A 22,585-nucleotide genomic window follows, 5' to 3' on the forward strand; every position below is an offset into this window, starting at 1 on the left:
GGTCCGGCGTCAGGCGATTAAGATTTTTCGCAGATTGGCGGACGAATTGCATCAATTTTTTCGAATTTAACATAATTTATTCGGGCGATAGCACGTTATTGCCTTTCCATCCGCTCGGTAATGGCGAAAGATATCGGCGTAAACGGTTGCTCGCCCAAGGATAAAACAGATGCTTGCGCGCCGCGGTTTTCCAGCCTTGCGCCGGGCTTGGCGCATGTTATTATCAGGGCAGGGCATGGTTGAACAATGCCAAAAGTTCATGCACAAACGATGAGATAATGCCAACATGACCGACAAATTAACTTCCCTGCGCCAGCTGACTACAGTGGTTGCAGATACGGGTGATATCGCGGCAATGAAGCTGTATCAACCGCAGGACGCCACAACCAACCCTTCGCTGATCCTCAATGCAGCCCAAATTCCTGAATACCGCAAACTGATTGACGAAGCCATCGCCTGGGCGCGCGGCCAGAGCAGCGATCGCGAGCAGCAGATCGCCGACGCCGCCGACAAGCTGGCGGTCAACATCGGTCTGGAGATCCTCAAACTGGTTCCGGGCCGCATCTCCACCGAGGTTGACGCGCGTCTGTCTTACGACACCGTCGCCAGCGTGGCCAAGGCCAAGCGCCTGATCAAGCTGTACAACGAAGCCGGCATCAGCAACGATCGCATTCTGATCAAACTGGCCTCGACCTGGCAGGGCATCCGCGCGGCGGAGCAGCTGGAGAAAGAAGGCATCAACTGTAACCTGACGCTGCTGTTCTCCTTCGCTCAGGCTCGCGCCTGCGCCGAAGCCGGCGTTTACCTGATTTCGCCGTTCGTCGGCCGTATCCTCGATTGGTACAAAGCCAACGGCGACAAGAAAGAGTTCGCACCGCACGAAGATCCGGGCGTGATCTCCGTGACCGAGATTTACCAGTACTACAAACAACACGGTTACAACACCGTGGTGATGGGCGCCAGCTTCCGCAACGTCGGCGAAATCATCGAGCTGGCCGGCTGCGACCGCCTGACCATCGCCCCTGCGCTGCTGAAAGAGCTGGCGGAGAGCGAAGGCGCGCTGGAGCGCAAACTGTCTTACACCGGTGAAGTGAAGGCGCGTCCTGCCGCACTGACCGAACCTGAGTTCTACTGGCAGCACAACCAGGATCCGATGGCGGTCGAGAAACTGACCGACGGCATCCGCAAGTTCGCCGTAGACCAGGGCAAACTGGAAAAAATGATCGCCGACCTGCTGTAATTCCCGCAGATCGCGCAGTAAAAAGGTGGCTCAGGCCACCTTTTTTTATGCCCGACGCTCCCGCCGGCGGGGGAAGCCCTTATACTCTCGGCAATGACAACAGAACGGGAGACGAACCCGTTCGGACCCCATCAGGCTGTAGAGGTTACGCATGGATATTTTACGTATTGGTTTGGTTTCCGTTTCTGACCGCGCTTCCGGCGGCGTTTACCAGGATAAAGGCATTCCGGCGCTGGAGGAGTGGCTGGCCGGTGCGCTGGCGACGCCGTTCAAGCTGGAAACCCGGCTGATCCCCGATGAGCAGACGCAAATTGAACAAACGCTGTGTGAGCTGGTGGACGAAATGGGCTGCCATCTGGTGCTGACCACCGGCGGCACCGGGCCGGCGCGTCGCGACGTCACCCCCGACGCCACGCTGGCGATCGCCGATCGCGTGATGCCCGGTTTCGGCGAGCAAATGCGTCAGATCAGCCTACACTATGTGCCAACGGCAATTCTTTCTCGCCAGGTGGGGGCGATCCGCAAGCAGGCGCTGATCATCAATCTGCCCGGCCAGCCAAAGTCGATCAAGGAAACGCTGGAAGGGGTGAAGGACGAGCAGGGCAATGCGGTGGTGCACGGCATCTTCGCCAGCGTGCCTTATTGCATTCAGCTGCTCGACGGGCCTTATGTCGAAACGCATGCCGCAGTGGTAGCAGCATTTCGGCCAAAGAGCGCGCGTCGCGAGATAAACCTCTAAATTTCAGCAATCTGCGAGATCGGCTTCAGCCCGTTTGGTGTGAAAATAATTTGCCGCTATAGTAAGGATTCTTTTACAGAAAGCCTGCGGCTTTTATTTTTACAGCCTTTACCGACGGTGCCCTATGCCTCACGACACTAATCGCCGGCTGAACCGGCAAGACTACAAAACGCTGACGTTGGCCGCGTTGGGCGGCGCGTTGGAGTTTTACGACTTCATTATCTTCGTATTCTTCGCCGCCGTGGTCGGCGACCTGTTCTTCCCGGCGGACATGCCGGAATGGCTGCGGCTGGTGCAAACCTTCGGCATTTTCGCCGCCGGCTATCTGGCCCGCCCGCTGGGCGGCATCGTGATGGCGCACTTCGGCGATCTGGTCGGCCGCAAAAAGATGTTTACCCTGAGCATTCTGCTGATGGCGTTGCCGACGCTGGCGATGGGCCTGCTGCCGACCTACGCCAGCATCGGCATCGCCGCGCCGCTGTTGCTGCTGCTGATGCGCGTGCTGCAGGGGGCGGCGATCGGCGGTGAGGTGCCGGGCGCCTGGGTCTTCGTCGCCGAACACGTGCCGCGCCGGCGCATCGGTTTCGCCTGCGGCACGCTGACCGCCGGGCTGACGGTGGGCATCCTGCTGGGATCGGTGGTGGCGACGGTGATCAACACCACGCTTAGCCCGCAGAGCATTGCCGGCGGCGGCTGGCGCATTCCATTCCTGCTGGGCGGCATGTTCGGCCTGGTGGCGATGTACCTGCGCCGCTGGCTGCAGGAAACGCCGATCTTCATCGAGATGCAGGCGCGCAAAGCGCTGGCCGAGGAGCTGCCGCTGAAATCGGTGGTGCTCAACCACAAACGGGAAGTGGCGGTGTCGATGCTGCTGACCTGGCTGCTCTCCGCCGGTATCGTGGTGGTGATCCTGATGACCCCGACCTATCTGCAAAAACAGTTCGGCATTGCGCCGGCCCTGACGCTGCAGGCCAACAGCATCGCCACCATCATGCTGATCGCCGGCTGCATCGTCGCCGGTTTGTCGGCCGATCGCTTCGGCGCCAGCAAAACGCTGGTGGTCGGCAGTTTGCTGCTGGCCGGCTGCAGCTGGCTGTTCTATCAGACGGTGGGCGTGCGCCCGGAAATGCTGTTCGCCTGCTATGCGTTGGTGGGTTTCAGCGTAGGCGTGGTGGGGGCTGTGCCGTACGTGATGGTGCGGGCTTTCCCGGCGGAAGTGCGGTTTACCGGCATCTCGTTCTCATATAACGTCTCGTACGCTATTTTTGGCGGTTTAACCCCTATTTTTGTGACGCTGATCATGAAATTAACCCCGTTAGCGCCCGCTTACTATGTGCTGGCGCTGTCGCTTATCGGGCTGCTGCTCGGTGTCTACCTGCATCGCGACCTGAACAGCGAAGCCGGCGAGCGGCGAGCCGGTTCCTACAGCTAAAAAAAAGCCCTGCATTGCAGGGCTTTTTCGTCAGGGGCGGGCGATTACGCCGTGACCGGCGATGCCGCGACGCGGGCCGAGGCCGGTTCGCCAATCGGCAGCACGGTGCGGCCGTATTGCTCGTTGAGCACTTCGGCCATCGCCAGGTAGATGGCGCTGGCGCCGCAGATGATGCCCTCATAACCGGCGAAGGTCAGCAGCGCGTGGTTGCCGGTGATGTTGCCGACGGCCAGCAGGGCGAACAGCAGCGTCAGGCTGGCGAACACGAACTGCAGCACGCGGTTGGCGCCGAGGGTGCCGAAGAACATGAACAGGGTGAAGACGCCCCACAGCGCCAGGTAGATGCCCAACACGTGCGCCTCGGTGGCTTCCGCCAGGCCCAAACGCGGCAGCAGCAGCAGGCCGACCAGGCTCAGCCAGAAGCTGCCGTAGGCGGTGAATGCGGTCATGCCGAAGGTGTTGCCCTTCTTGTACTCCAGCAGACCGGCCAGGATCTGGGCCAGGCCACCGAAGAAAATCCCCATGCTGATGATGGCGGAGTTCAGTGGGAAAAAGCCCGCGTTGTGCAGGTTCAGCAAGACGGTGGTCATCCCGAAGCCCATCAGGCCGAGAGGGCCGGGATTCGCCAACTTGTTGGTGTGCATAAGTCCTCTGCGATAACAGAAAATTAACGGAAACAGCGAAGTAAAATCATAAATGGTCTGAATGGCCAAAAAATCGAAGTTTTCCATCAGAGCGCGCGCATCATAATGATCCCCGCAGCCGGAAACAATGATCTGAATGACGATAAAAAAAGAAATTTTTTTGCCTTGCCCCTTGATGCCGAGCTGGATGGCCCCATCTTATTTGCAACCGCAGCTGCTAACCGCGGGTCGCACTGAGATATCGGGCAGTTGAAAAGCAAAAAATCGCCCGCATATAGGTTAGCAACCTGACTGACTTATGAATTTTTTAGTGGAGACGTTTAGATGGGCAAAATTATTGGTATCGACCTGGGTACTACCAACTCTTGCGTAGCAATTATGGATGGTGCCAAGGCACGCGTGCTGGAAAACGCCGAGGGCGACCGCACCACTCCTTCTATTATCGCATATACCCAGGACGGTGAAACTCTGGTTGGCCAGCCGGCTAAGCGTCAGGCAGTGACCAACCCTGAAAACACCCTGTTCGCCATCAAGCGCCTGATCGGCCGCCGCTTCCAGGATGAAGAAGCGCAGCGCGACAAAGCGATCATGCCTTACAAAATCATCGAAGCCGACAACGGCGACGCCTGGCTGGAAGTGAAAGGCCAGAAAATGGCTCCGCCGCAGATCTCTGCGGAAGTGCTGAAGAAAATGAAGAAAACGGCGGAAGATTACCTGGGCGAACCGGTAACTGAAGCGGTTATCACCGTACCGGCTTACTTCAACGACGCCCAGCGTCAGGCGACTAAAGACGCCGGCCGCATCGCGGGTCTGGAAGTCAAGCGCATCATCAACGAACCGACCGCGGCGGCTCTGGCCTACGGCCTGGACAAAGAAGTCGGCAACCGCACCATCGCGGTTTATGACCTGGGCGGCGGTACTTTCGATATCTCCATCATCGAAATCGACGACGTTGACGGCGAAAAAACCTTCGAAGTGCTGGCGACCAACGGTGACACCCACCTGGGCGGCGAAGATTTCGACAGCCGTCTGATCAACTACCTGGTGGAAGAGTTCAAGAAAGATCAGGGCATCGATCTGCGCAACGATCCGCTGGCGATGCAGCGTCTGAAAGAAGCCGCCGAGAAAGCGAAGATTGAACTGTCTTCCGCTCAGCAGACCGACGTTAACCTGCCGTACATCACTGCAGATGCGACCGGTCCAAAACACATGAACATCAAAGTGACTCGCGCCAAACTCGAGTCGCTGGTTGAAGATTTGGTGGCGCGCTCCATCGAGCCGCTGAAAGTGGCGCTGAAAGACGCAGGCCTGTCGGTTTCCGACATCCAGGACGTGATCCTGGTGGGCGGCCAGACCCGTATGCCAATGGTGCAGAAGAAAGTCGCAGACTTCTTCGGCAAAGAGCCGCGTAAAGACGTGAACCCGGACGAAGCGGTTGCCGTGGGCGCTGCGGTACAGGGCGGCGTGTTGGCCGGTGATGTGAAAGACGTTCTGCTGCTGGACGTTACCCCGCTGTCGCTGGGTATCGAAACCATGGGCAGCGTGATGACGCCGCTGATCACCAAAAACACCACGATCCCGACCAAGCACAGCCAGGTGTTCTCTACTGCGGAAGACAACCAGTCTGCGGTCACCATCCACGTGCTGCAGGGGGAGCGTAAGCGCGCCAGCGATAACAAATCTCTGGGCCAGTTCAACCTGGACGGCATCCAGGCGGCACCGCGCGGCATGGCGCAGATCGAAGTCACCTTCGACATCGATGCCGACGGCATTCTGCACGTGTCAGCCAAAGACAAGAACACCGGTCGTGAGCAGAAGATCACCATCAAGGCGTCTTCTGGCCTGAACGAGGACGAAATCCAGAAAATGGTGCGCGACGCCGAGCTGAACGCTGAAGCTGACCGCAAGTTCGAAGAGCTGGTACAGACTCGCAACCAGGCGGATCACCTGATCCACGGCACGCGCAAACAGCTGGAAGAAGCGGGCGACAAACTGCCGGCGGAAGACAAAACGGCGATCGAAGCGGCGCTGAAAGATCTGGAAGCGGCGGTGAAAGGCGAAGACAAAGCCGAGATCGAAGCGAAGACCCAGGCGTTGGTGCAGGTTTCCGGCAAGCTGCTGGAAATGGCTCAGGCGCAGCAGGCTCAGCAGGGTGCTGACGCCGGCGCGGACAACGCGGCGCAGAAAGAAGACGACGTGGTTGACGCCGAGTTCGAAGAAGTTAAAGACAAAAAATAATCGCCCTTAAGCGGGCACGGGGCGGCCGAGATGCCGCTCCCGGAAACCAGCACGGGCGTCGAGGCAACTCTGCGCCCGTGCACGCATGTTAAGGGTAAGCGAAAGAATGGCGAAGAAAGACTATTACGAGATTCTCGGCGTCAGCAAGACGGCGGATGAACGTGAGATCAAAAAGGCGTACAAACGCCTGGCGATGAAATACCATCCTGACCGCAACCAGGAGCAAGACGCCGAAACCAAGTTTAAAGAAGTTAAAGAAGCTTACGAAGTCCTGACCGACGACCAGAAACGCGCGGCTTACGATCAGTACGGGCACGCGGCCTTTGAACAGGGCGGCATGGGCGGCGGCGGCTTTGGCGGCGGCGCCGACTTCAGCGATATCTTTGGCGACGTGTTTGGCGACATCTTCGGCGGAGGCCGCCGTCAGCGCGCCAGCCGCGGTTCCGATCTGCGCTATAACATGGAGCTGACCCTCGAGGAAGCGGTACGTGGCGTCACCAAAGAGATCCGCATCCCGACGCTGGAAGAGTGCGACGTCTGCCACGGCAGCGGCGCCAAGCCGGGCAGTTCGCCGGTCACCTGCCCAACCTGTCATGGTCAGGGCCAGGTGCAGATGCGTCAGGGCTTCTTCACCGTGCAGCAGGCGTGTCCGCATTGCCATGGCCGCGGTCAGATCATCAAAGATCCGTGCAACAAATGCCATGGCCACGGCCGGGTAGAAAAATCCAAAACGCTGTCGGTGAAAATTCCGGCCGGCGTGGATACCGGCGATCGCATCCGCCTGGCGGGTGAAGGCGAAGCCGGCGAGCACGGCGCACCGGCGGGCGATCTGTACGTTCAGGTGCAGGTGAAGGCGCACCCGATCTTCGAGCGTGAAGGCAACAACCTGTACTGCGAAGTGCCGATCAACTTTGCCATGGCGGCGCTGGGCGGCGAGATTGAAGTGCCGACGCTGGATGGCCGGGTGAAACTGAAGGTGCCTTCGGAGACCCAAACCGGCAAGCTGTTCCGCATGCGCGGCAAGGGCGTGAAATCGGTGCGCGGCGGCAGCCAGGGCGACCTGCTGTGCCGCGTGGTGGTGGAAACCCCGGTCAATCTGAACGACAAGCAGAAGCAGCTGTTGCGTGAGCTGGAAGAGAGCCTGGGCGGCCCGTCCGGCGACAAGAACAGCCCGCGTTCGAAGAGCTTCTTCGACGGGGTGAAAAAGTTCTTTGACGATCTGACTCGCTAACCTTCTGTTTCTGTTAGCTTATGCGCGAACCCCGGGCTTCTGTCCCGGGGTTTTTATTTGCGCGCCAAACCGCTAATCCCTTATATAAATGTGACTTATTCGTGCTTTTAATCGGTTTTTTCGAGCTGTTTAGCATTTATAAACTTATTTTTTCGAACTAAAACGCCCTCTATACTCACTTCATGACTGTGCTTCGCAGGGCGCTACGCCTTGCTCAGATTTGGAGAGACGTATTGTGACCAACATCATTCGTCAATTTTTACGTCAGGAAGCCGCGGGCGGCATCATCCTGATCGCGGCGGCGATCGTCGCTTTGATCATGGCCAACAGCCCGGCGCAGGGGATCTACCAGGCATTCCTTAACCTGCCGGTGATGGTGAAGGTAGCTTCGCTGGAGATCGCCAAGCCGCTGCTGCTGTGGATCAACGACGGGCTGATGGCCATCTTCTTCCTGGTGGTGGGGCTCGAGGTCAAGCGCGAGCTGATGCAAGGCTCGCTGTCCGGGCGTGACAAGGCGGTGTTTCCGGCGATCGCCGCACTGGGCGGCATGCTGGCGCCGGCGCTGATTTACCTGTTGTTCAACGGCGCGGATGAAGTTACCCGCCAGGGTTGGGCGATCCCGGCCGCGACCGATATCGCCTTCGCGCTGGGCGTCATGGCCTTGCTGGGCAACCGCGTGCCGACCAGCCTGAAAGTGTTCCTGTTGGCGCTGGCGATCATCGACGACCTGGGCGTGATCATCATCATCGCGCTGTTCTACACCCACGAAGTGTCGATGATAGCGCTGGGCGTGGCGGCCGCGGCGACGGTGCTGCTGGCGGTGATGAACTGGCGCGGCGTGGGCAAAACCTCGTTGTATATGATGGTCGGCCTGGTGTTGTGGGTGGCGATCCTCAAGTCCGGGGTGCACGCGACGCTGGCCGGGGTGATCGTCGGCTTTATGATCCCGCTGAACGTCAAGAAGGGGCCATCGCCGTCGGAAACGCTGGAGCATGAGCTGCACCCGTGGGTCGCGTTTATGATCCTGCCGCTGTTCGCTTTCGCCAACGCCGGGGTCTCTCTGCAGGGCGTATCGCTGGAAGGATTGACGTCGCTGCTGCCGGTTGGGATTGCGGCCGGTCTGTTTATCGGCAAGCCGCTGGGGATTTTCCTCTTCAGCCTGCTGGCGGTGAAAATGGGCATCGCCCGCTTGCCTGAAGGGATCGGCTTCAAACAGGTGTTTGCCGTTTCGGTGCTCTGTGGTATTGGTTTCACCATGTCGATTTTCATCGCCTCGCTGGCGTTCGGCGAGGCCGATGCGGCGCTCAGCACCTATTCCCGTCTGGGGATCCTGTTGGGCTCCACCGCCGCGGCGGTGGCGGGGTACGGATTACTGCGTCTGGCGTTGCCGCGCGTGCGTTAATCCTGCCGGTGCCCGGCAGGGGCGCACAATAAAATGGCTGGTCGGAGCTGTGCGGTATAAAATATGTGCAGCTTCGGCCGTTCTTCGTTGGGACTAATGGGGCTATACGTTGTCTGAAGCAGGGAAAGGAAGTTTGTCGCTCGTCACGGCACACCGTTTGCCGCTGCGAAACGTTGTTAAGGAGAGCCGCTCGTGAGGATGTCGCATATCAACTTTAATCACCTTTACTATTTCTGGCAGGTCTGCAAGGCCGGTTCCGTGGTCGGCGCCGCTGAAGCGTTGTTTCTGACGCCGCAGACCATCACCGGCCAGATCAAGGCGCTGGAAGAGCGGTTGGACGGCAAGCTGTTCAAACGCCAGGGGCGCGGGTTGGTGCCTTCGGAGCTGGGGCAGCTGGTGTTCCGCTATGCCGACAAGATGTTCATGCTCAGCCAGGAAATGCTGGATATCGTCAACTACCGCAAAGAGTCGAACCTGCTGTTCGACGTCGGCGTGGCGGATGCGCTGTCGAAGCGGCTGGTCAGCCAGGTATTGGAAACGGCGGTGGTGGTGGACAACGAGCAGATCCACCTGCGTTGTTTTGAATCGACGCACGAGATGCTGCTGGAGCAGCTCAGCCAGCACAAGCTGGATATGATCCTGTCGGATTGCCCGGTGGACTCCAGCCAGCAGGAAGGGCTGTTCTCGCTGAAGCTGGGCGAGTGCGGCATCAGCTTCTTCTGCCGCCAGCCGGCGCCGGAGTTGCCGTTCCCGGCCTGCCTGGAGCAACGTAAGTTGCTGATCCCCGGCCGCCGCTCGATGCTGGGGCGCAAGCTGCTTAACTGGTTCAATACGCAGGGCATTCAGGTGGAGATCCTGGGCGAGTTCGACGATGCGGCGCTGATGAAGGCCTTCGGCATGTACCACAACGCGATTTTCGTGGCGCCGACGCTGTATGCGCAGGATACCTACAACGATGACAACGTGGTGGAGATTGGGCGCATCGACAGCGTGCAGGAGGAGTATTACATTATTTTCGCCGAGCGCATGATCCAGCATCCGGCGGTGCAGCGGGTGTGCAACAAAGACTTCTCGGCGCTGTTTTCCTGCTAGCGGTTCACTGAACGCAGGGCGTAAAAAAACCGGCCTGAGCCGGTTTTTTTATCAAGCAGATAACGAAATGCTTATTGCATTGCGTTGATGCGTGCAGTCAGGTTTGACTTATGACGCGCTGCTTTGTTTTTGTGGATCAGGCCTTTAGCTGCCTGACGGTCCACCAGTGGCTGCATTACCAGGAATGCATTTTGTGCTGCTTCTTTGTCGCCAGCTGCGATAGCTGCGTCTACCTTCTTGATGAAGGTACGCACCATTGAGCGACGGCTTGCGTTATGCTTGCGGCGTTTCTCAGACTGTACGGCGCGTTTCTTAGCTGATTTGATATTAGCCAAGGTCCAACTCCCAAATATATTCTATTGAGGACAATTCAAAGGCCGAGGAATATGCCCTTTTAGCCTTCGTTTGTCAATGGATTTGTGCAAATAAGCGCCGTTTGTACAGGCGGCACTCGCTACGTTGTGATGGCGCAGGATTTTACCAGCTTCGCTCTTGGGAATACAGTGTTTCGCGAGAAAATTCGCCAATGATTTGCCGCGGCGGGCGCAAGCCGTTGGCCGCGGTCGAGAATCGGCCCGGCGGCGCGGGATAAACTGCGGTGAAGCCGTTTCACGCGCAGATTATCTCCGGTATGGTATGTCTATTACATAAAGGCACCAATCGCGGGTTAACCTTACCGGCTGTACAAGGTATAATCCGCCGATTTCCACTGTTTTGAGCCAGCTATGGAGCTAATTCGCGGCATTCACAATATCCGGGCGCGCCACCATGGTTGCGTGCTCACCATCGGCAACTTTGACGGCGTACACCGCGGTCATCAGGCGCTGCTGGAGCAGTTGAAGCAACAAGGGCAACGCCTCGGGCTGCCGGTGATGGTCATGATCTTTGAGCCGCAGCCGCTGGAGATGTTCGCCGCAGACAAGGCGCCGGCCCGTTTGACGCGCTTGCGCGATAAGGCCAACTATCTGGCGCAGGCGGGCGTTGATTACCTGCTGTGCGTCAAGTTCGATCCGCGTTTTGCCGCCAACACCGCGCAGGCGTTCGTCGCCGAGCTGCTGGTGGAGAAGCTCGGCGTCAAATTCCTGATGGTGGGGGATGATTTTCGCTTTGGCGCCGGGCGTCAGGGCGATTTTCCGCTATTGCAGCAGGCCGGAAAAGAGTACGGTTTCGACGTGGTCAGCACCCCGACCTTCCGCGAAGGCGACCGGCGCATCAGCAGTACGGCGATCCGCACTGCGCTGAGCGAGGACGATCTGCCGCTGGCGGAGACCCTGTTGGGCCACCCGTACAGCATCTCCGGGCGCGTGGTGCACGGCGATGAGCTGGGCCGCACCATCGGCTTCCCGACCGCCAACCTGCCGCTCAAGCGCCTGGTGGCGCCGGTGAAAGGGGTGTATGCGGTGGAGGTGTACGGCCTGGGGCCGCAGCCGCTGCCGGGCGTGGCCAACATCGGCACGCGCCCGACCGTCGCCGGCGTGCGCCAGCAGCTGGAAGTGCATCTGCTGGATGTCACAATGGATCTTTACGGGCGCCATATTGAGGTGGTGCTCCGCGCAAAATTGCGCAACGAACAACGGTTTGCTTCGCTCGATGCCCTGAAGCAGCAAATCGCCAATGATGTGGTGACGGCCCGGAAGTTCTTCGGGTTAAAAACACTGGTTTAATCGTTTACCCTAAACAATTCGAGTTGCATCGCGGCGGCAACCGCGCGAACCCCGATGAGCTTGCACAGGCAAGTGATTCGGGTGAGAAAGGGCGGCCGACAAAGATGCAGCTTGAAGTGTGACGGGTAAATAGCCGAAAACGGAAACGAGAATCTCATGAGTGACTACAAGAATACCCTGAACTTGCCGGAAACAGGGTTCCCGATGCGCGGCGATCTCGCCAAGCGCGAGCCTGGCATGCTGCAACGTTGGTATGAACAGGATCTGTACGGGATTATTCGTACTGCCAAAAAGGGCAAAAAAACCTTCATTTTGCATGACGGCCCTCCGTATGCGAACGGCAGCATTCACATTGGTCACTCGGTTAACAAGATTCTCAAAGACATTATCATCAAGTCGAAAGGGATGGCCGGCTTCGACTCGCCTTATGTGCCGGGTTGGGATTGCCACGGCCTGCCTATCGAACTGAAGGTTGAGCAGCTGTACGGCAAACCGGGCGAGAAGCTGACGGCGGCCGAGTTCCGCCAGAAGTGCCGCGAATACGCGGCCGAGCAGGTTGAAGGCCAGAAGAAGGACTTCATCCGCCTGGGCGTGCTGGGCGACTGGGATCGTCCATACCTGACCATGGACTTCAAAACCGAAGCCAACATCATCCGCGCGCTGGGCAAGATCATCAGCAACGGCCACCTGCTGAAAGGCGCCAAGCCGGTTCACTGGTGCACCGACTGCGGCTCGTCGCTGGCGGAAGCGGAAGTGGAGTATTACGACAAGACTTCGCCGTCGATCGACGTGTCCTTCCATGCGGCCGACGCGGCTGCCGTGGCGGCCAAGTTCGGCGTGAGCCACTTCAACGGCGCCATCTCGCTGGTTATCTGGACCACCACGCCGTGGACCTTGCCGGCCAACCGCGCGATCTCGCTGCACCCGGACTTCACCTATCAACTGGTGCAGGTTGACGGCCAGTGCCTGATCCTGGCGGCCGAACTGGTGGAAAGCGTGATGAAACGCGCCGGCATCACCGAGTGGACGGTGCTGGGCAGCTGCAAAGGCGCCGATCTGGAGCTGCTGCGCTTCAAACACCCGTTCATGGACTTCGACGTGCCGGCAATCCTCGGCGAGCATGTGACCCTGGACGCCGGTACCGGTGCGGTACACACAGCGCCGGGTCACGGCCCGGATGACTTCGTGATCGGCCAGAAATACGGCCTGGAAGTGGCCAACCCGGTAGGGCCGAACGGCTGCTACCTGACCGGCACCTACCCGCTGCTGGACGGCAAGTTCGTCTTCAAGGCCAACGATCTGATCGTCGATCTGCTGCGCGAGAAAGGCGCGCTGCTGCACGTCGAGAAGTTCCTGCACAGCTATCCGTGCTGCTGGCGCCACAAGACGCCAATCATCTTCCGCGCCACGCCGCAATGGTTCATCAGCATGGATCAGAAAGGCCTGCGTCAGCAGTCGCTGGAAGAGATTAAGGGCGTGCAGTGGATCCCGGATTGGGGCCAGGCGCGCATCGAAATGATGGTGGCCAACCGCCCGGACTGGTGCATCTCGCGTCAGCGCACCTGGGGCGTGCCGATGTCGCTGTTCGTGCACAAAGAGACCGAGCAGCTGCACCCGCGTACCGTTGAGCTGATGGAAGAAGTGGCCAAGCGCGTCGAGCAAGACGGCATTCAGGCCTGGTGGGATCTGGACGCGGCCGACATCCTCGGCGCGGAAGCCGCCGACTACGTGAAAGTGCCGGATACGCTGGACGTGTGGTTCGATTCCGGTTCTACCCACGCCTCCGTTGTCGACGTGCGTCCTGAATTCAACGGCCACGGCGCCGACATGTATCTGGAAGGCTCCGACCAACACCGTGGCTGGTTCATGTCATCGCTGATGATTTCCACCGCGATGAAGGGCAAGGCGCCGTACAAGGAAGTGCTGACCCACGGCTTCACCGTCGACGGCCAGGGCCGCAAGATGTCCAAGTCGATCGGCAACACCGTCAGCCCGCAGGACGTGATGAACAAGCTGGGCGGCGACATTCTGCGTCTGTGGGTGGCGTCGACCGATTACACCGGCGAGATCGCGGTGTCCGACGAGATCCTCAAGCGTTCCGCCGACTCTTACCGCCGCATCCGCAACACCGCGCGCTTCCTGCTGGCCAACCTGAACGGGTTCGAGCCAAGCACCGATTGCGTGGCGCCGGAAGACATGGTGGTGCTGGATCGCTGGGCGGTCGGCCGCGCGCTGGCGGCGCAGCAGGATATCGAGCAGGCTTATGCCAACTATGATTTCCACGAAGTGGTGCAGCGCCTGATGCAGTTCTGTTCGGTCGAGATGGGCTCCTTCTACCTGGATATCATCAAGGATCGTCAGTACACCGCCAAGAGCGACAGCGTCGCCCGCCGCAGCTGCCAGACCGCGCTGTATCACATCGTCGAAGCGCTGGTGCGCTGGATGGCGCCGATCATGTCGTTCACCGCAGACGAGATCTGGGGCTTCATGCCGGGCAAACGCGCGCAGTACGTGTTCACCGAAGAGTGGTACGACGGCCTGTTCGGGCTGGCGGAAGGCGAGCCGATGAACGACGCTTTCTGGGCTGAGCTGCTGAAAGTGCGCGGCGAAGTGAACAAGGTGCTGGAGCAGGCGCGTGCGGACAAACGCCTCGGCGGTTCGCTGGAAGCGGCGGTGACGCTGTATGCCGACAGCGAGTTGGCGGCGCGTCTGAACAGCCTGCAGGATGAGCTGCGCTTTGTGCTGCTGACCTCTGCGGCAAGCGTTGCGCCATTGGCGGAGGCGCCGGCCGACGCGCAGGCCTCCGAGCTGCTGAAAGGGCTGAAGATCGCCTTCAGCACGGCGCCAGGTGAGAAGTGCCCGCGCTGCTGGCATTACACCACCGATATCGGCCTGGTAGCGGAGCATGCAGACATCTGCGGCCGCTGTGTGAGCAACGTCGCCGGTGACGGCGAGAAGCGTAACTTTGCCTGAGAACTTGCGCCTGATGAGTAAACCAATTTGTTCGACCGGCCTGCGTTGGCTGTGGGTTGTAGTGGCGGTGCTGGCGCTGGATTTCGGCAGCAAACAGTGGATCCTCGCTAACTTTACGCTGGGCCAGTCCCAGCCGTTGATCCCGTCGTTCAACCTGTTTTACGCGCGCAACTACGGCGCCGCGTTCAGCTTCCTGGCCGATCATGGCGGTTGGCAACGCTGGTTCTTCGCCGGCATCGCCATCGCCATCGTCGCGGTGCTGCTGGTGATGATGTACCGCAGCGCGGCGCAGCAGAAGCTGAACAACATCGCCTACGCCTTTATCATCGGCGGGGCGTTGGGCAACCTGTTCGATCGCCTGTGGCACGGTTTCGTGGTCGATTTCATCGACTTTTACGTCGGTGACTGGCACTACCCGACCTTCAATCTGGCGGACAGCTTTATCTGCGTGGGCGCGGCGATGATCGTGCTGGAAGGTTTCCTGTCGCCAGCGAACAAAGGCGCAAAGAGCAAAGGTGAGTAATATGACGGCTCAGGTTATCAGTGACAGTGCGGTGCTGGTTCACTTTACGCTGAAACTGGAAGACGGTTCGACCGCCGAATCCACCCGCAGCAGCGGCAAACCGGCGCTGTTCCGCCTGGGTGACGGCAGCCTGTCGGCGCCGCTGGAAGAGCAGCTGCTCGGCCTGCGCGCGGGCGACAAGCGCGCCTTTACCCTGCAGCCGGAAGCGGCGTTCGGCGCGGAGAACCCGGATCTGGTCCAGTTCTTCTCGCGCCGCGACTTCGCGGAAACCGGCGTGCCGGACGTGGGCACCATCATGCTGTTTACCGCGATTGACGGCAGCGAAATGCCGGGCGTGGTTCGCGCGGTGGCGGAAGATTCGATCACCGTCGATTTCAACCATCCGCTGGCGGGCCATCCGGTGACCTTCGACATCGAAGTGCTGGAGATCGATCCGCAGCAGGAGGAGACGCATGCAAATATTGCTGGCTAACCCGCGCGGCTTCTGCGCCGGGGTTGATCGTGCGATCAGCATCGTGGAACGCGCGCTGGAGCTGTATGGCGCGCCGATCTACGTACGGCATGAAGTGGTGCACAACCGCTACGTGGTCGACAGCCTGCGTGAGCGTGGCGCCGTGTTTATCGAAGAGATCGCCGAAGTGCCGGACGGCTCTATCCTGATCTTCTCGGCGCACGGCGTGTCTCAAGCCGTGCGCGCCGAAGCCAAGGCGCGCGATCTGACCATGCTGTTCGACGCCACCTGTCCGCTGGTGACCAAGGTGCATATGGAAGTGGCGCGCGCCAGCCGCCGCGGCACCGAAGCGATTCTGATCGGCCATGCCGGGCACCCGGAGGTGGAAGGCACCATGGGCCAGTACAGCAACCCGCAGGGCGGCATGTACCTGGTCGAATCGCCGGAAGACGTGTGGAAGCTGCAGGTGAAAGACGAAAATAACCTGTGCTTCATGACGCAGACCACGCTGTCGGTTGATGATACCTCGGACGTGATCGATGCGCTGCGTCAGCGCTTCCCGAGCATTATCGGTCCGCGCAAGGATGACATTTGCTACGCCACCACCAACCGTCAGGAAGCGGTGCGTAACCTGGCCGGCGATGCGGACGTGGTGCTGGTGGTGGGGTCGAAGAACTCTTCCAACTCTAACCGTCTGGCCGAACTGGCGCAGCGCGTGGGCAAACCGGCTTATCTGATCGATTCGGCGGCGGATATTCAGGAAAGTTGGCTGAGCGAAGCGCGCAACATCGGCGTCACCGCCGGCGCTTCGGCGCCGGACGTGCTGGTGCAGGAGGTGATCTCTCGCCTGAAAGCGCTGGGCGGCGTCGACGTGCATGAAATCAGCGGGCGTGAAGAGAACATCGTGTTCGAAGTGCCGAAAGAGCTGCGCGTGGACGTCCGGCAGATTGACTGAGGGGCGTGAGCGAATGACAACGGGGAGCTTAGGCTTCCCGTTTTTTTTGGAATGCCAACGGCATTAAAAATAAAATGCTGAGCATATTCAAATTTTCTGCTAACTAAAGCCAAATTTATTCTGAGTATTTGAAATAGCGGTGGCGTCATTAATTATATAGGCTGAATGAAGTCATTAAATAGAATATCATTAGGCTGCAATCTAAATAGGGCCTGGTGTCGTCAACGTGATTACAATAATTACAATAGTGGTCTTGCAGATGTTTCTTATTTTATTCTTGTCGAATCTGTTCTAGGTCGTTTAATCCTTTCTCCTTTAAATAGAGCTTCATATGCTCCAGCAATCGCCGGACTTTTAATGGCTGGATCTCCCGTCGCGGCATAATGGCATAGCAATTAATTTCCGGTAATCGCCAGTCGGGCAATATTTCAATCAGCTCGCCGCTGCGCAACTCTCGCTCGACGTTGGCGAAGAAATTGCGAATGATGCCTTTGCCGGTCAGCGCCAGCTCCTTCATCGCCATGCCGCTGTTGGTGAACAGTCGCCCGGTCATGCGCATGCGGTGCTCGCCGCCGTCGCGATGGATCAGGCGAACAAACTGCGGATTGCCGAGCGGCGTAAAGGTGACCCAGTGATGTTGCGTCAGCGCCTGCGGCGAATCCGGCACCCCGTAGTTCGCCAGGTAGGCCGGGGAGGCGCACAGCACTTCGCGGCAGCGCGCCAGCCGCGTGGAGACGTAGCTGGAGTCAGCCAGCGCGCCGCCGCGTATCGCCAGATCGATGCGTTGCGCGATGAGGTCTATTCTCTCATCGTGGATTTCCAACCGCAGCGTGATGCGCGGGTGTTCGTCGAGGAAGCTCTGCAGCGCCGGCACCAGATAATGGGTGGCGAATTCGGTCGAGGTGGCGACGCGCAGTTCACCAACCAGCTCGCCGCGCAGCGCGGCGATCCGCTGTTGCCCGCGCTCGGCGGCGTGGATCATCAGCAGACAATCTTCATAAAAGCACAATCCGGCTTCGGTCAGGCTCAATGAGCGCGTCGATCGCAACAGTAATTGAATACCCAGATGTTCCTCCAGCTGGCGAATATGCTGGCTGACGGCCGATGTCGTCATGCCCAATTCTTTTGCCGCCATGCTGAATGCGCCACAATCGACCACTTTTGAGAAAATGGCCATGCGTTTTAAAATATTGCTCATAGTTTGTTAAGCACAACTTAACCTAGATTGTGAGTTATACGGGCTAATAATATAGCACCATCTTTCCTATATTGCCTGAAGCATATAAACGCCGGGCTGATTATTATTTTGCATGCGCTTTATCTCTTTTTGATAAATCTTATTGCGCTTGCCAATAATACACCCGCGCCACATCGCAACAGGAGCTCATTGTGGATAGCGCACAGAAAAAAGAAGAGATAGCATTAAAAATCCTACGTGAATTATTGCAATATCGACGTCGCCTCATCGCCGACGATGCTTCTCTGGCTGAAGAGGAGCGGCAGGTCACTCAGGTGCAATTGCCACGCATTCGGGCATTCATTGAAAACGACCAGCGCATCGAATTCGTGTTGCCGGCTTTTCCGACCAAGTCACCCAACGCCAATAAAGTGATAGGCGCGGTGCCGGACATGGCGGAGCGGCTGTCGCTGATCTTCCTCAACTCGCTGTGCCAGCGCATTCAACTCTATTACCCGCCGGGCGCGCATATCGTTATCTGTTCCGACGGCCACGTGTTCGGCGATCTGATCCGCGTCAGCGACGAAGCGATCAACCATTATCAACGTGAGATTGAAAGCCTGCTGCATGAAGTGGGCGCAACCCACCTGAGCGTGTTCAACCTTGGCGATGTCAAAGGCCTGGCGGAGCATACCGATGACTACGATCTGCTGCGCCGGCTGTTGGTGGACGGTTATGCCGAATCGGAAGAGGCGATCAAGCGCCAGCTGATGCAGGACGAGCAGGGATTAATGCTGTATCGCGCCATCACGCGCTTCTTGTATGAAGACAGCCTCCTGCCGGGCTACAGCGGTTCCAACGCCGCGCTGCAAAAAGACGCCAAACGGCGCGCCTGCGGCGTTATCCAGCGCAGCTGGGCCTGGGGCAACCTGCTGGCCCAGCATTTCCCGGCGGCGATCCGCCTGTCGATTCACCCGCAGCCGGCCGACAGCCTGAAGATAGGCATCCACATGATGCCGACCAAAGACGACTGGCTGACGCCGTGGCATGGCGTGGCGGCCAACGTGAACGGCCAGTTCGTGCTGATGAAGCGTAAAGACGCGCAGAGCCTGGACGGCGAGTTGGTTGAGATCCGCGGCACGCCGAGCCATTACCTGATCGAACAACCGCAGATGGCCTGAGGCCGCTGCATGCTTTTGCGCCCGAAATCCTGACGGGCGCCTTTTTGACGGCACGTTGCCGTGTGAGCAGCACATTCGATGCAAGGAGAATCACCATGAACAACCAACCACTTAATTGCCACATTCAACCGAACACCCCGTTCGGCGCGATCCTGACGCCGCAGCATCCGGGGCAAAAGGTCAGCGAGCTGCCGGTGGCGGCGCTGCGAGCGCTGGCGCAGGAGCACCACTTGCTGGTGCTGCGCGGATTCGACTCCGGTTTCAGCGAGCCGGAAGTCCTGACTCGCTATGCCGAACAGTGGGGCGAGATCATGATGTGGCCGTTCGGTGCGGTGCTGGACGTGAAGGAACATCCGGACGCCAAGGATCATATCTTCGACAGCAGCTACGTCCCGCTGCATTGGGATGGCATGTATAAGCCGACCATCCCCGAGTTCCAGTTATTCCACTGCGTGGCGGCGCCGTCGCCGGACGAAGGCGGATGTACCACCTTCGTCGACACCACGCGCTTGCTGGCCAATGCGGACGAAGCGTTGCTGGAGCAGTGGTTGTCGGTGTCTATCACCTACCGCATCAAGCAGGTGGTGCATTACGGCGGCGAAGTCTGTTCGCCGCTGGTGGTGCAGCACCCGAACGGCAGAGGATTGATCATGCGCTACAATGAACCGCCGACGGAGGGAAAAAAATTCCTCAACCAGCACGCGCTGGAATATCACGGCGTGCCGGCGCAGCAGCAGGAACAGTTCCACCGTACTCTGCAGCAGCACCTGTACGATCCGCGTCACTATTATGCCCACCAGTGGCAACAGGGTGACGTGGTGGTCGCGGACAACTTCTCGCTGCTGCACGGCCGCGAGGGCTTTACCGCCCGTTCCGCGCGTCATTTGCAGCGCGTGCATATTCAAAGCAATCCGGTGTGCGCCAATCTGGCGCTGAAGCCGGCCAACGCAGAAGCTTAAAAGGAGCATTATGGCAAGGATACTGATGGCGGCGGTCGCCACTCCGGGGCACGTCTACCCGATGTTAGCCATCGCTCGCCACCTGATCGCCCAAGGGCATCAGGTGCGGGTGATGACCGGCGCGCTGTTCCGCGAACGCGCCGAAGCGGCTGGGGCGAGCTTCGTGCCGTTCGACGCGCAGGTGGACTTCGACTATCGCCACCTGGAGGCGCATTTCCCCGAGCGCGCCGCGCTGCCGCCGGGCAATGCGCAGATGGCGCTGGCGCTGAAAGATTTCTTCGCCGCGCCGATCCCACTGTTGGATCGTCAGCTGCGTGCGGCCATCGCCGCCGAAAAGACCGATCTGCTGATGGTGGAGAACTGCTTCTACGGCGTGCTGCCGCTGCTGCAGTCCGCCGAACGGCCGCCGGTCTTCGGGATCGGCGTCACGCCGCTGTCGTATTCTTCGCGCGACGCCATTTTCTATGGCCCGCGCATCCCGCCGGCGCTGCTGCCGCGGGCGCTGACCCGCGAGCAATTGGTGGATGAAGCGACGCGGGTGTTGCTTGATGAGGTGCAGCAAAGCTTTGATACCGCGTTGGTGCAAGCGGGCGGGCGGCCGCTGAATCGCCCGTTTACCGATACGCTGATCGGCGGCTGCGAGCGTTTCCTGCAGTTGGCCACCACGGCGCTGGAATATGAGCGCGACGACCTGCCGAGCGGCGTGCGCTTCGTCGGGCCGCTGCGCAGCGGTGGTCAACCGGCCGCGGAAGAGGCGCTGTGGGAGGAGGACGATCGTCGGCCGCTGGTGATCGTGTCTCAGGGCACGCTGGCCAATGTCGATCTGCATCAGCTGATCGTGCCGACGCTGCAAGCGCTGGCGCATCTGCCGGTGCGGGTGTTGGCCACCACCGGCGGGCGGGCGACGGAAGGCCTGATGGACGCGCTGCCGGGCAACGCCCGAGTGCGGGCGTTCATCTCCTTCGAACACTGGTTGCCGCAGGCGGCGCTGCTGATCACCAACGGCGGTTACGGCTCGATCAACTATGCGCTGGACAGCGGCGTGCCGCTGATTGTCGCCGGCACCGGTGAGGACAAGCTGGAGGCGGCCGCGCGCGTGGTGGCCGCCGGTTGCGGCATCAGCCTGCATACCAGCACGCCAAGCGCGGAACAAATACTGGCGGCAGCGACGCGCATTCTGCAACAGCCGATCTATCGCCGGCGCGCGGCGCTGGTGCAGGAGGACTATGCTCGCCACGATGCGCTGACGGCGATAGCCAACGAAGTGGCCGCCATTACCGCTTGACCCCGCCGCACTCCGTTCCTCAGGCGCCGTTTTCGGCGCCTTTTTTCTGCATTTTTTTGCAATGAAAACTGCATGATTATGTACAATCGTCGCAGGCCGCCAAATCGGTTGAATGTTAATCTCACGACAGCGCCGCTGATGAAAGAAGCGCAATATCATAATTTTCTAATTATGAAATGAATCCTCTGGCGGCGCCGCAGCGGGGCAGTTACCCTGAATCGATAGGTTAATGGGATACGCGTTACATCAAGAAGAGAGCAAGCATGAAAGATTCACAAATCCGCATTGCGATTGCGGGCGCCGGCGGCCGGATGGGCCGTCAATTGATCCAGGCGGTGCAGCAGGCGGAAGGCGTGGTGTTGGGGGCGGCGCTGTCGCGCCCGGGATCGAGCCTGGTCGGCGTTGATGCCGGCGAGCTGGCGGGCATCGGCGCGCTGGGCGTCAAGGTGAGTGACAGTCTGGATAAAGTGGCGAGCGAGTTCGATATTTTGATCGACTTCACCCGTCCTGAAAGCACCCTGGGTTACCTGGAATTTTGCGTGGCGCACCATAAGGCGATGGTGATCGGCACCACCGGCTTCGATGACGCCGGCAAACAGGCGATCCGCGATGCGGCGCAGCATATCGGCATCGTGTTCGCCGCTAACTTCAGCGTCGGCGTCAATCTGGTGCTGAAACTGCTGGAGAAGGCCGCGCAGGTCATGGGCGACTATACCGATATCGAAATCGTTGAGGCGCACCACCGGCACAAAGTGGATGCGCCGTCGGGCACGGCGTTGGCCATGGGCGAAGCGATCGCCGGCGCGCTGGGGCGCGATCTGAAAAGCTGCGCGGTCTATGCGCGCGAAGGCCATACCGGCGAGCGCGATCCGAAGAGCATCGGCTTCGCCACCATTCGCGCCGGCGACATCGTCGGCGAGCACACCGCGATGTTCGCCGACATCGGCGAGCGGGTGGAAATCACCCACAAGGCCTCCAGCCGCATGACTTTCGCCAGCGGCGCGGTGCGCGCGGCTTCCTGGCTTCAGAGTCGGGATAAAGGTCTATTTGATATGCGTGACGTGCTGAGTTTGGACCGGATATAACTAAACTGAATACCATCGTGATGTGGTTGTGTTGATCATAATGCTATGATAATAGGGCAATAATTTTATTGTCCTTTTTTTTAACATGATAAATATCGTTTTGATGTTGTTTCCTTGTCAAGGCTGGTATTTGTTTATGTTTACCTTGCTAATTATCTGCTTTTTTTCCACCGTCGGCTTTTTTAGCGTCTTTTTTGGTCCATTCCGACGCCGTTTTCCGTCATTCCTCCCCGCAACCGTTTTCCAGCCCCGGTTTTCTGTGTTTTTATGGCAGCTCAAGCCGCTTGGGCATCGAGAACTGCAAAAATAAAACA

At 59.3% G+C, this 22,585-nt stretch carries 19 protein-coding genes; 16 read left to right on the top strand and 3 right to left on the bottom strand.

Translation table 11 applies throughout. The annotated features are described in order from the left end of the window. Positions 1-286: 286 nt before the first annotated feature. From tal to ACMGG9_RS01900, 3 genes are all read left to right on the top strand, one after another. Positions 287-1,240, top strand: a complete 954-nt coding sequence (gene tal / locus ACMGG9_RS01890; RefSeq protein WP_004932982.1) for a transaldolase — start codon at positions 287-289, stop codon at positions 1,238-1,240. A gap of 151 nt (positions 1,241-1,391) precedes the next feature. Further along, positions 1,392-1,979: a molybdopterin adenylyltransferase gene (gene mog / locus ACMGG9_RS01895; RefSeq protein WP_015376607.1), complete on the top strand. Its 588-nt coding sequence runs from the start codon at positions 1,392-1,394 to the stop codon at positions 1,977-1,979. 124 nt (positions 1,980-2,103) lie between these two features. Continuing rightward, positions 2,104-3,411, top strand: a complete 1,308-nt coding sequence (locus tag ACMGG9_RS01900) for an MFS transporter (protein WP_033641814.1) — start codon at positions 2,104-2,106, stop codon at positions 3,409-3,411. A 44-nt stretch (positions 3,412-3,455) separates the two neighbouring features. Here the strand turns inward: ACMGG9_RS01900 and satP are convergent, their stop codons facing one another. Then, positions 3,456-4,055: an acetate uptake transporter gene (satP, locus tag ACMGG9_RS01905; RefSeq protein ID WP_033644189.1), complete on the bottom strand. Its 600-nt coding sequence runs from the start codon at positions 4,053-4,055 to the stop codon at positions 3,456-3,458. A 324-nt stretch (positions 4,056-4,379) separates the two neighbouring features. Between satP and dnaK the strand changes: the two genes are divergently transcribed. From dnaK to nhaR, 4 genes are all read left to right on the top strand, one after another. After that, positions 4,380-6,293 carry a molecular chaperone DnaK gene (gene dnaK, locus ACMGG9_RS01910; RefSeq protein WP_033641815.1) on the top strand — a complete coding sequence of 638 codons (1,914 nt, stop codon included), beginning with the start codon at positions 4,380-4,382 and terminating at the stop codon, positions 6,291-6,293. Between the two features lie 106 nt (positions 6,294-6,399). Then, complete coding sequence (gene dnaJ, locus ACMGG9_RS01915) at positions 6,400-7,524, top strand: molecular chaperone DnaJ (protein WP_004932969.1); 1,125 nt, start codon at positions 6,400-6,402, stop codon at positions 7,522-7,524. A gap of 235 nt (positions 7,525-7,759) precedes the next feature. Further along, a complete protein-coding gene (nhaA, locus tag ACMGG9_RS01920; protein WP_033651695.1) occupies positions 7,760-8,926 on the top strand; it encodes a Na+/H+ antiporter NhaA in 1,167 nt (388 codons plus the stop codon). A 192-nt stretch (positions 8,927-9,118) separates the two neighbouring features. Next, positions 9,119-10,018, top strand: coding sequence for a transcriptional activator NhaR (gene nhaR / locus ACMGG9_RS01925; RefSeq protein WP_004932962.1), 900 nt, complete (start codon positions 9,119-9,121; stop codon positions 10,016-10,018). Positions 10,019-10,089: 71 nt separating this feature from the next. Here nhaR and rpsT read toward each other — a convergent pair whose 3' ends face one another. After that, positions 10,090-10,353: a 30S ribosomal protein S20 gene (gene rpsT, locus ACMGG9_RS01930; RefSeq protein WP_004932960.1), complete on the bottom strand. Its 264-nt coding sequence runs from the start codon at positions 10,351-10,353 to the stop codon at positions 10,090-10,092. A gap of 390 nt (positions 10,354-10,743) precedes the next feature. On the opposite strand from rpsT, the gene ribF reads away from it, so the two are divergent. The 5 genes from ribF (at position 10,744) to ispH (ending at position 16,584) form a co-directional block, all read left to right on the top strand. Continuing rightward, entirely contained in the window at positions 10,744-11,682 is a 939-nt protein-coding gene (gene ribF / locus ACMGG9_RS01935) for a bifunctional riboflavin kinase/FAD synthetase (protein WP_033641817.1), read from the top strand. Between the two features lie 156 nt (positions 11,683-11,838). Then, positions 11,839-14,655, top strand: coding sequence for an isoleucine--tRNA ligase (ileS, locus tag ACMGG9_RS01940; protein WP_033641818.1), 2,817 nt, complete (start codon positions 11,839-11,841; stop codon positions 14,653-14,655). Positions 14,656-14,668: 13 nt separating this feature from the next. Next, positions 14,669-15,178, top strand: coding sequence for a signal peptidase II (lspA, locus tag ACMGG9_RS01945; RefSeq protein WP_025301524.1), 510 nt, complete (start codon positions 14,669-14,671; stop codon positions 15,176-15,178). 1 nt (position 15,179) lies between these two features. Then, positions 15,180-15,650, top strand: a complete 471-nt coding sequence (fkpB, locus tag ACMGG9_RS01950) for an FKBP-type peptidyl-prolyl cis-trans isomerase (RefSeq protein ID WP_016929135.1) — start codon at positions 15,180-15,182, stop codon at positions 15,648-15,650. Further along, positions 15,631-16,584, top strand: a complete 954-nt coding sequence (ispH, locus tag ACMGG9_RS01955; RefSeq protein ID WP_033641819.1) for a 4-hydroxy-3-methylbut-2-enyl diphosphate reductase — start codon at positions 15,631-15,633, stop codon at positions 16,582-16,584. The genes fkpB and ispH overlap by 20 nt, the downstream gene beginning before the upstream one ends. A gap of 271 nt (positions 16,585-16,855) precedes the next feature. Here ispH and ACMGG9_RS01960 read toward each other — a convergent pair whose 3' ends face one another. Beyond that, a complete protein-coding gene (locus ACMGG9_RS01960; protein ID WP_033641820.1) occupies positions 16,856-17,782 on the bottom strand; it encodes a LysR family transcriptional regulator in 927 nt (308 codons plus the stop codon). A gap of 191 nt (positions 17,783-17,973) precedes the next feature. Here ACMGG9_RS01960 and pvcA point away from each other — a divergent pair, with 191 nt between their 5' ends. The 4 genes from pvcA (at position 17,974) to dapB (ending at position 22,271) form a co-directional block, all read left to right on the top strand. Then, entirely contained in the window at positions 17,974-18,942 is a 969-nt protein-coding gene (pvcA, locus tag ACMGG9_RS01965; protein WP_004932937.1) for an L-tyrosine isonitrile synthase, read from the top strand. A 95-nt stretch (positions 18,943-19,037) separates the two neighbouring features. Then, positions 19,038-19,901: a TauD/TfdA dioxygenase family protein gene (locus ACMGG9_RS01970; protein WP_033651693.1), complete on the top strand. Its 864-nt coding sequence runs from the start codon at positions 19,038-19,040 to the stop codon at positions 19,899-19,901. A gap of 25 nt (positions 19,902-19,926) precedes the next feature. Then, on the top strand, positions 19,927-21,186 hold the full coding sequence (locus ACMGG9_RS01975; protein WP_033651692.1) for a glycosyltransferase: 1,260 nt from the start codon (positions 19,927-19,929) through the stop codon (positions 21,184-21,186). Positions 21,187-21,449: 263 nt separating this feature from the next. Beyond that, entirely contained in the window at positions 21,450-22,271 is an 822-nt protein-coding gene (dapB, locus tag ACMGG9_RS01980) for a 4-hydroxy-tetrahydrodipicolinate reductase (RefSeq protein WP_033651691.1), read from the top strand. The last annotated feature ends 314 nt before the right edge of the window (positions 22,272-22,585 follow it).

Origin of the sequence: Serratia sp. BNK-10, assembly GCF_047456065.1 — a bacterium.
Taxonomy (GTDB): domain Bacteria; phylum Pseudomonadota; class Gammaproteobacteria; order Enterobacterales; family Enterobacteriaceae; genus Serratia; species Serratia ureilytica.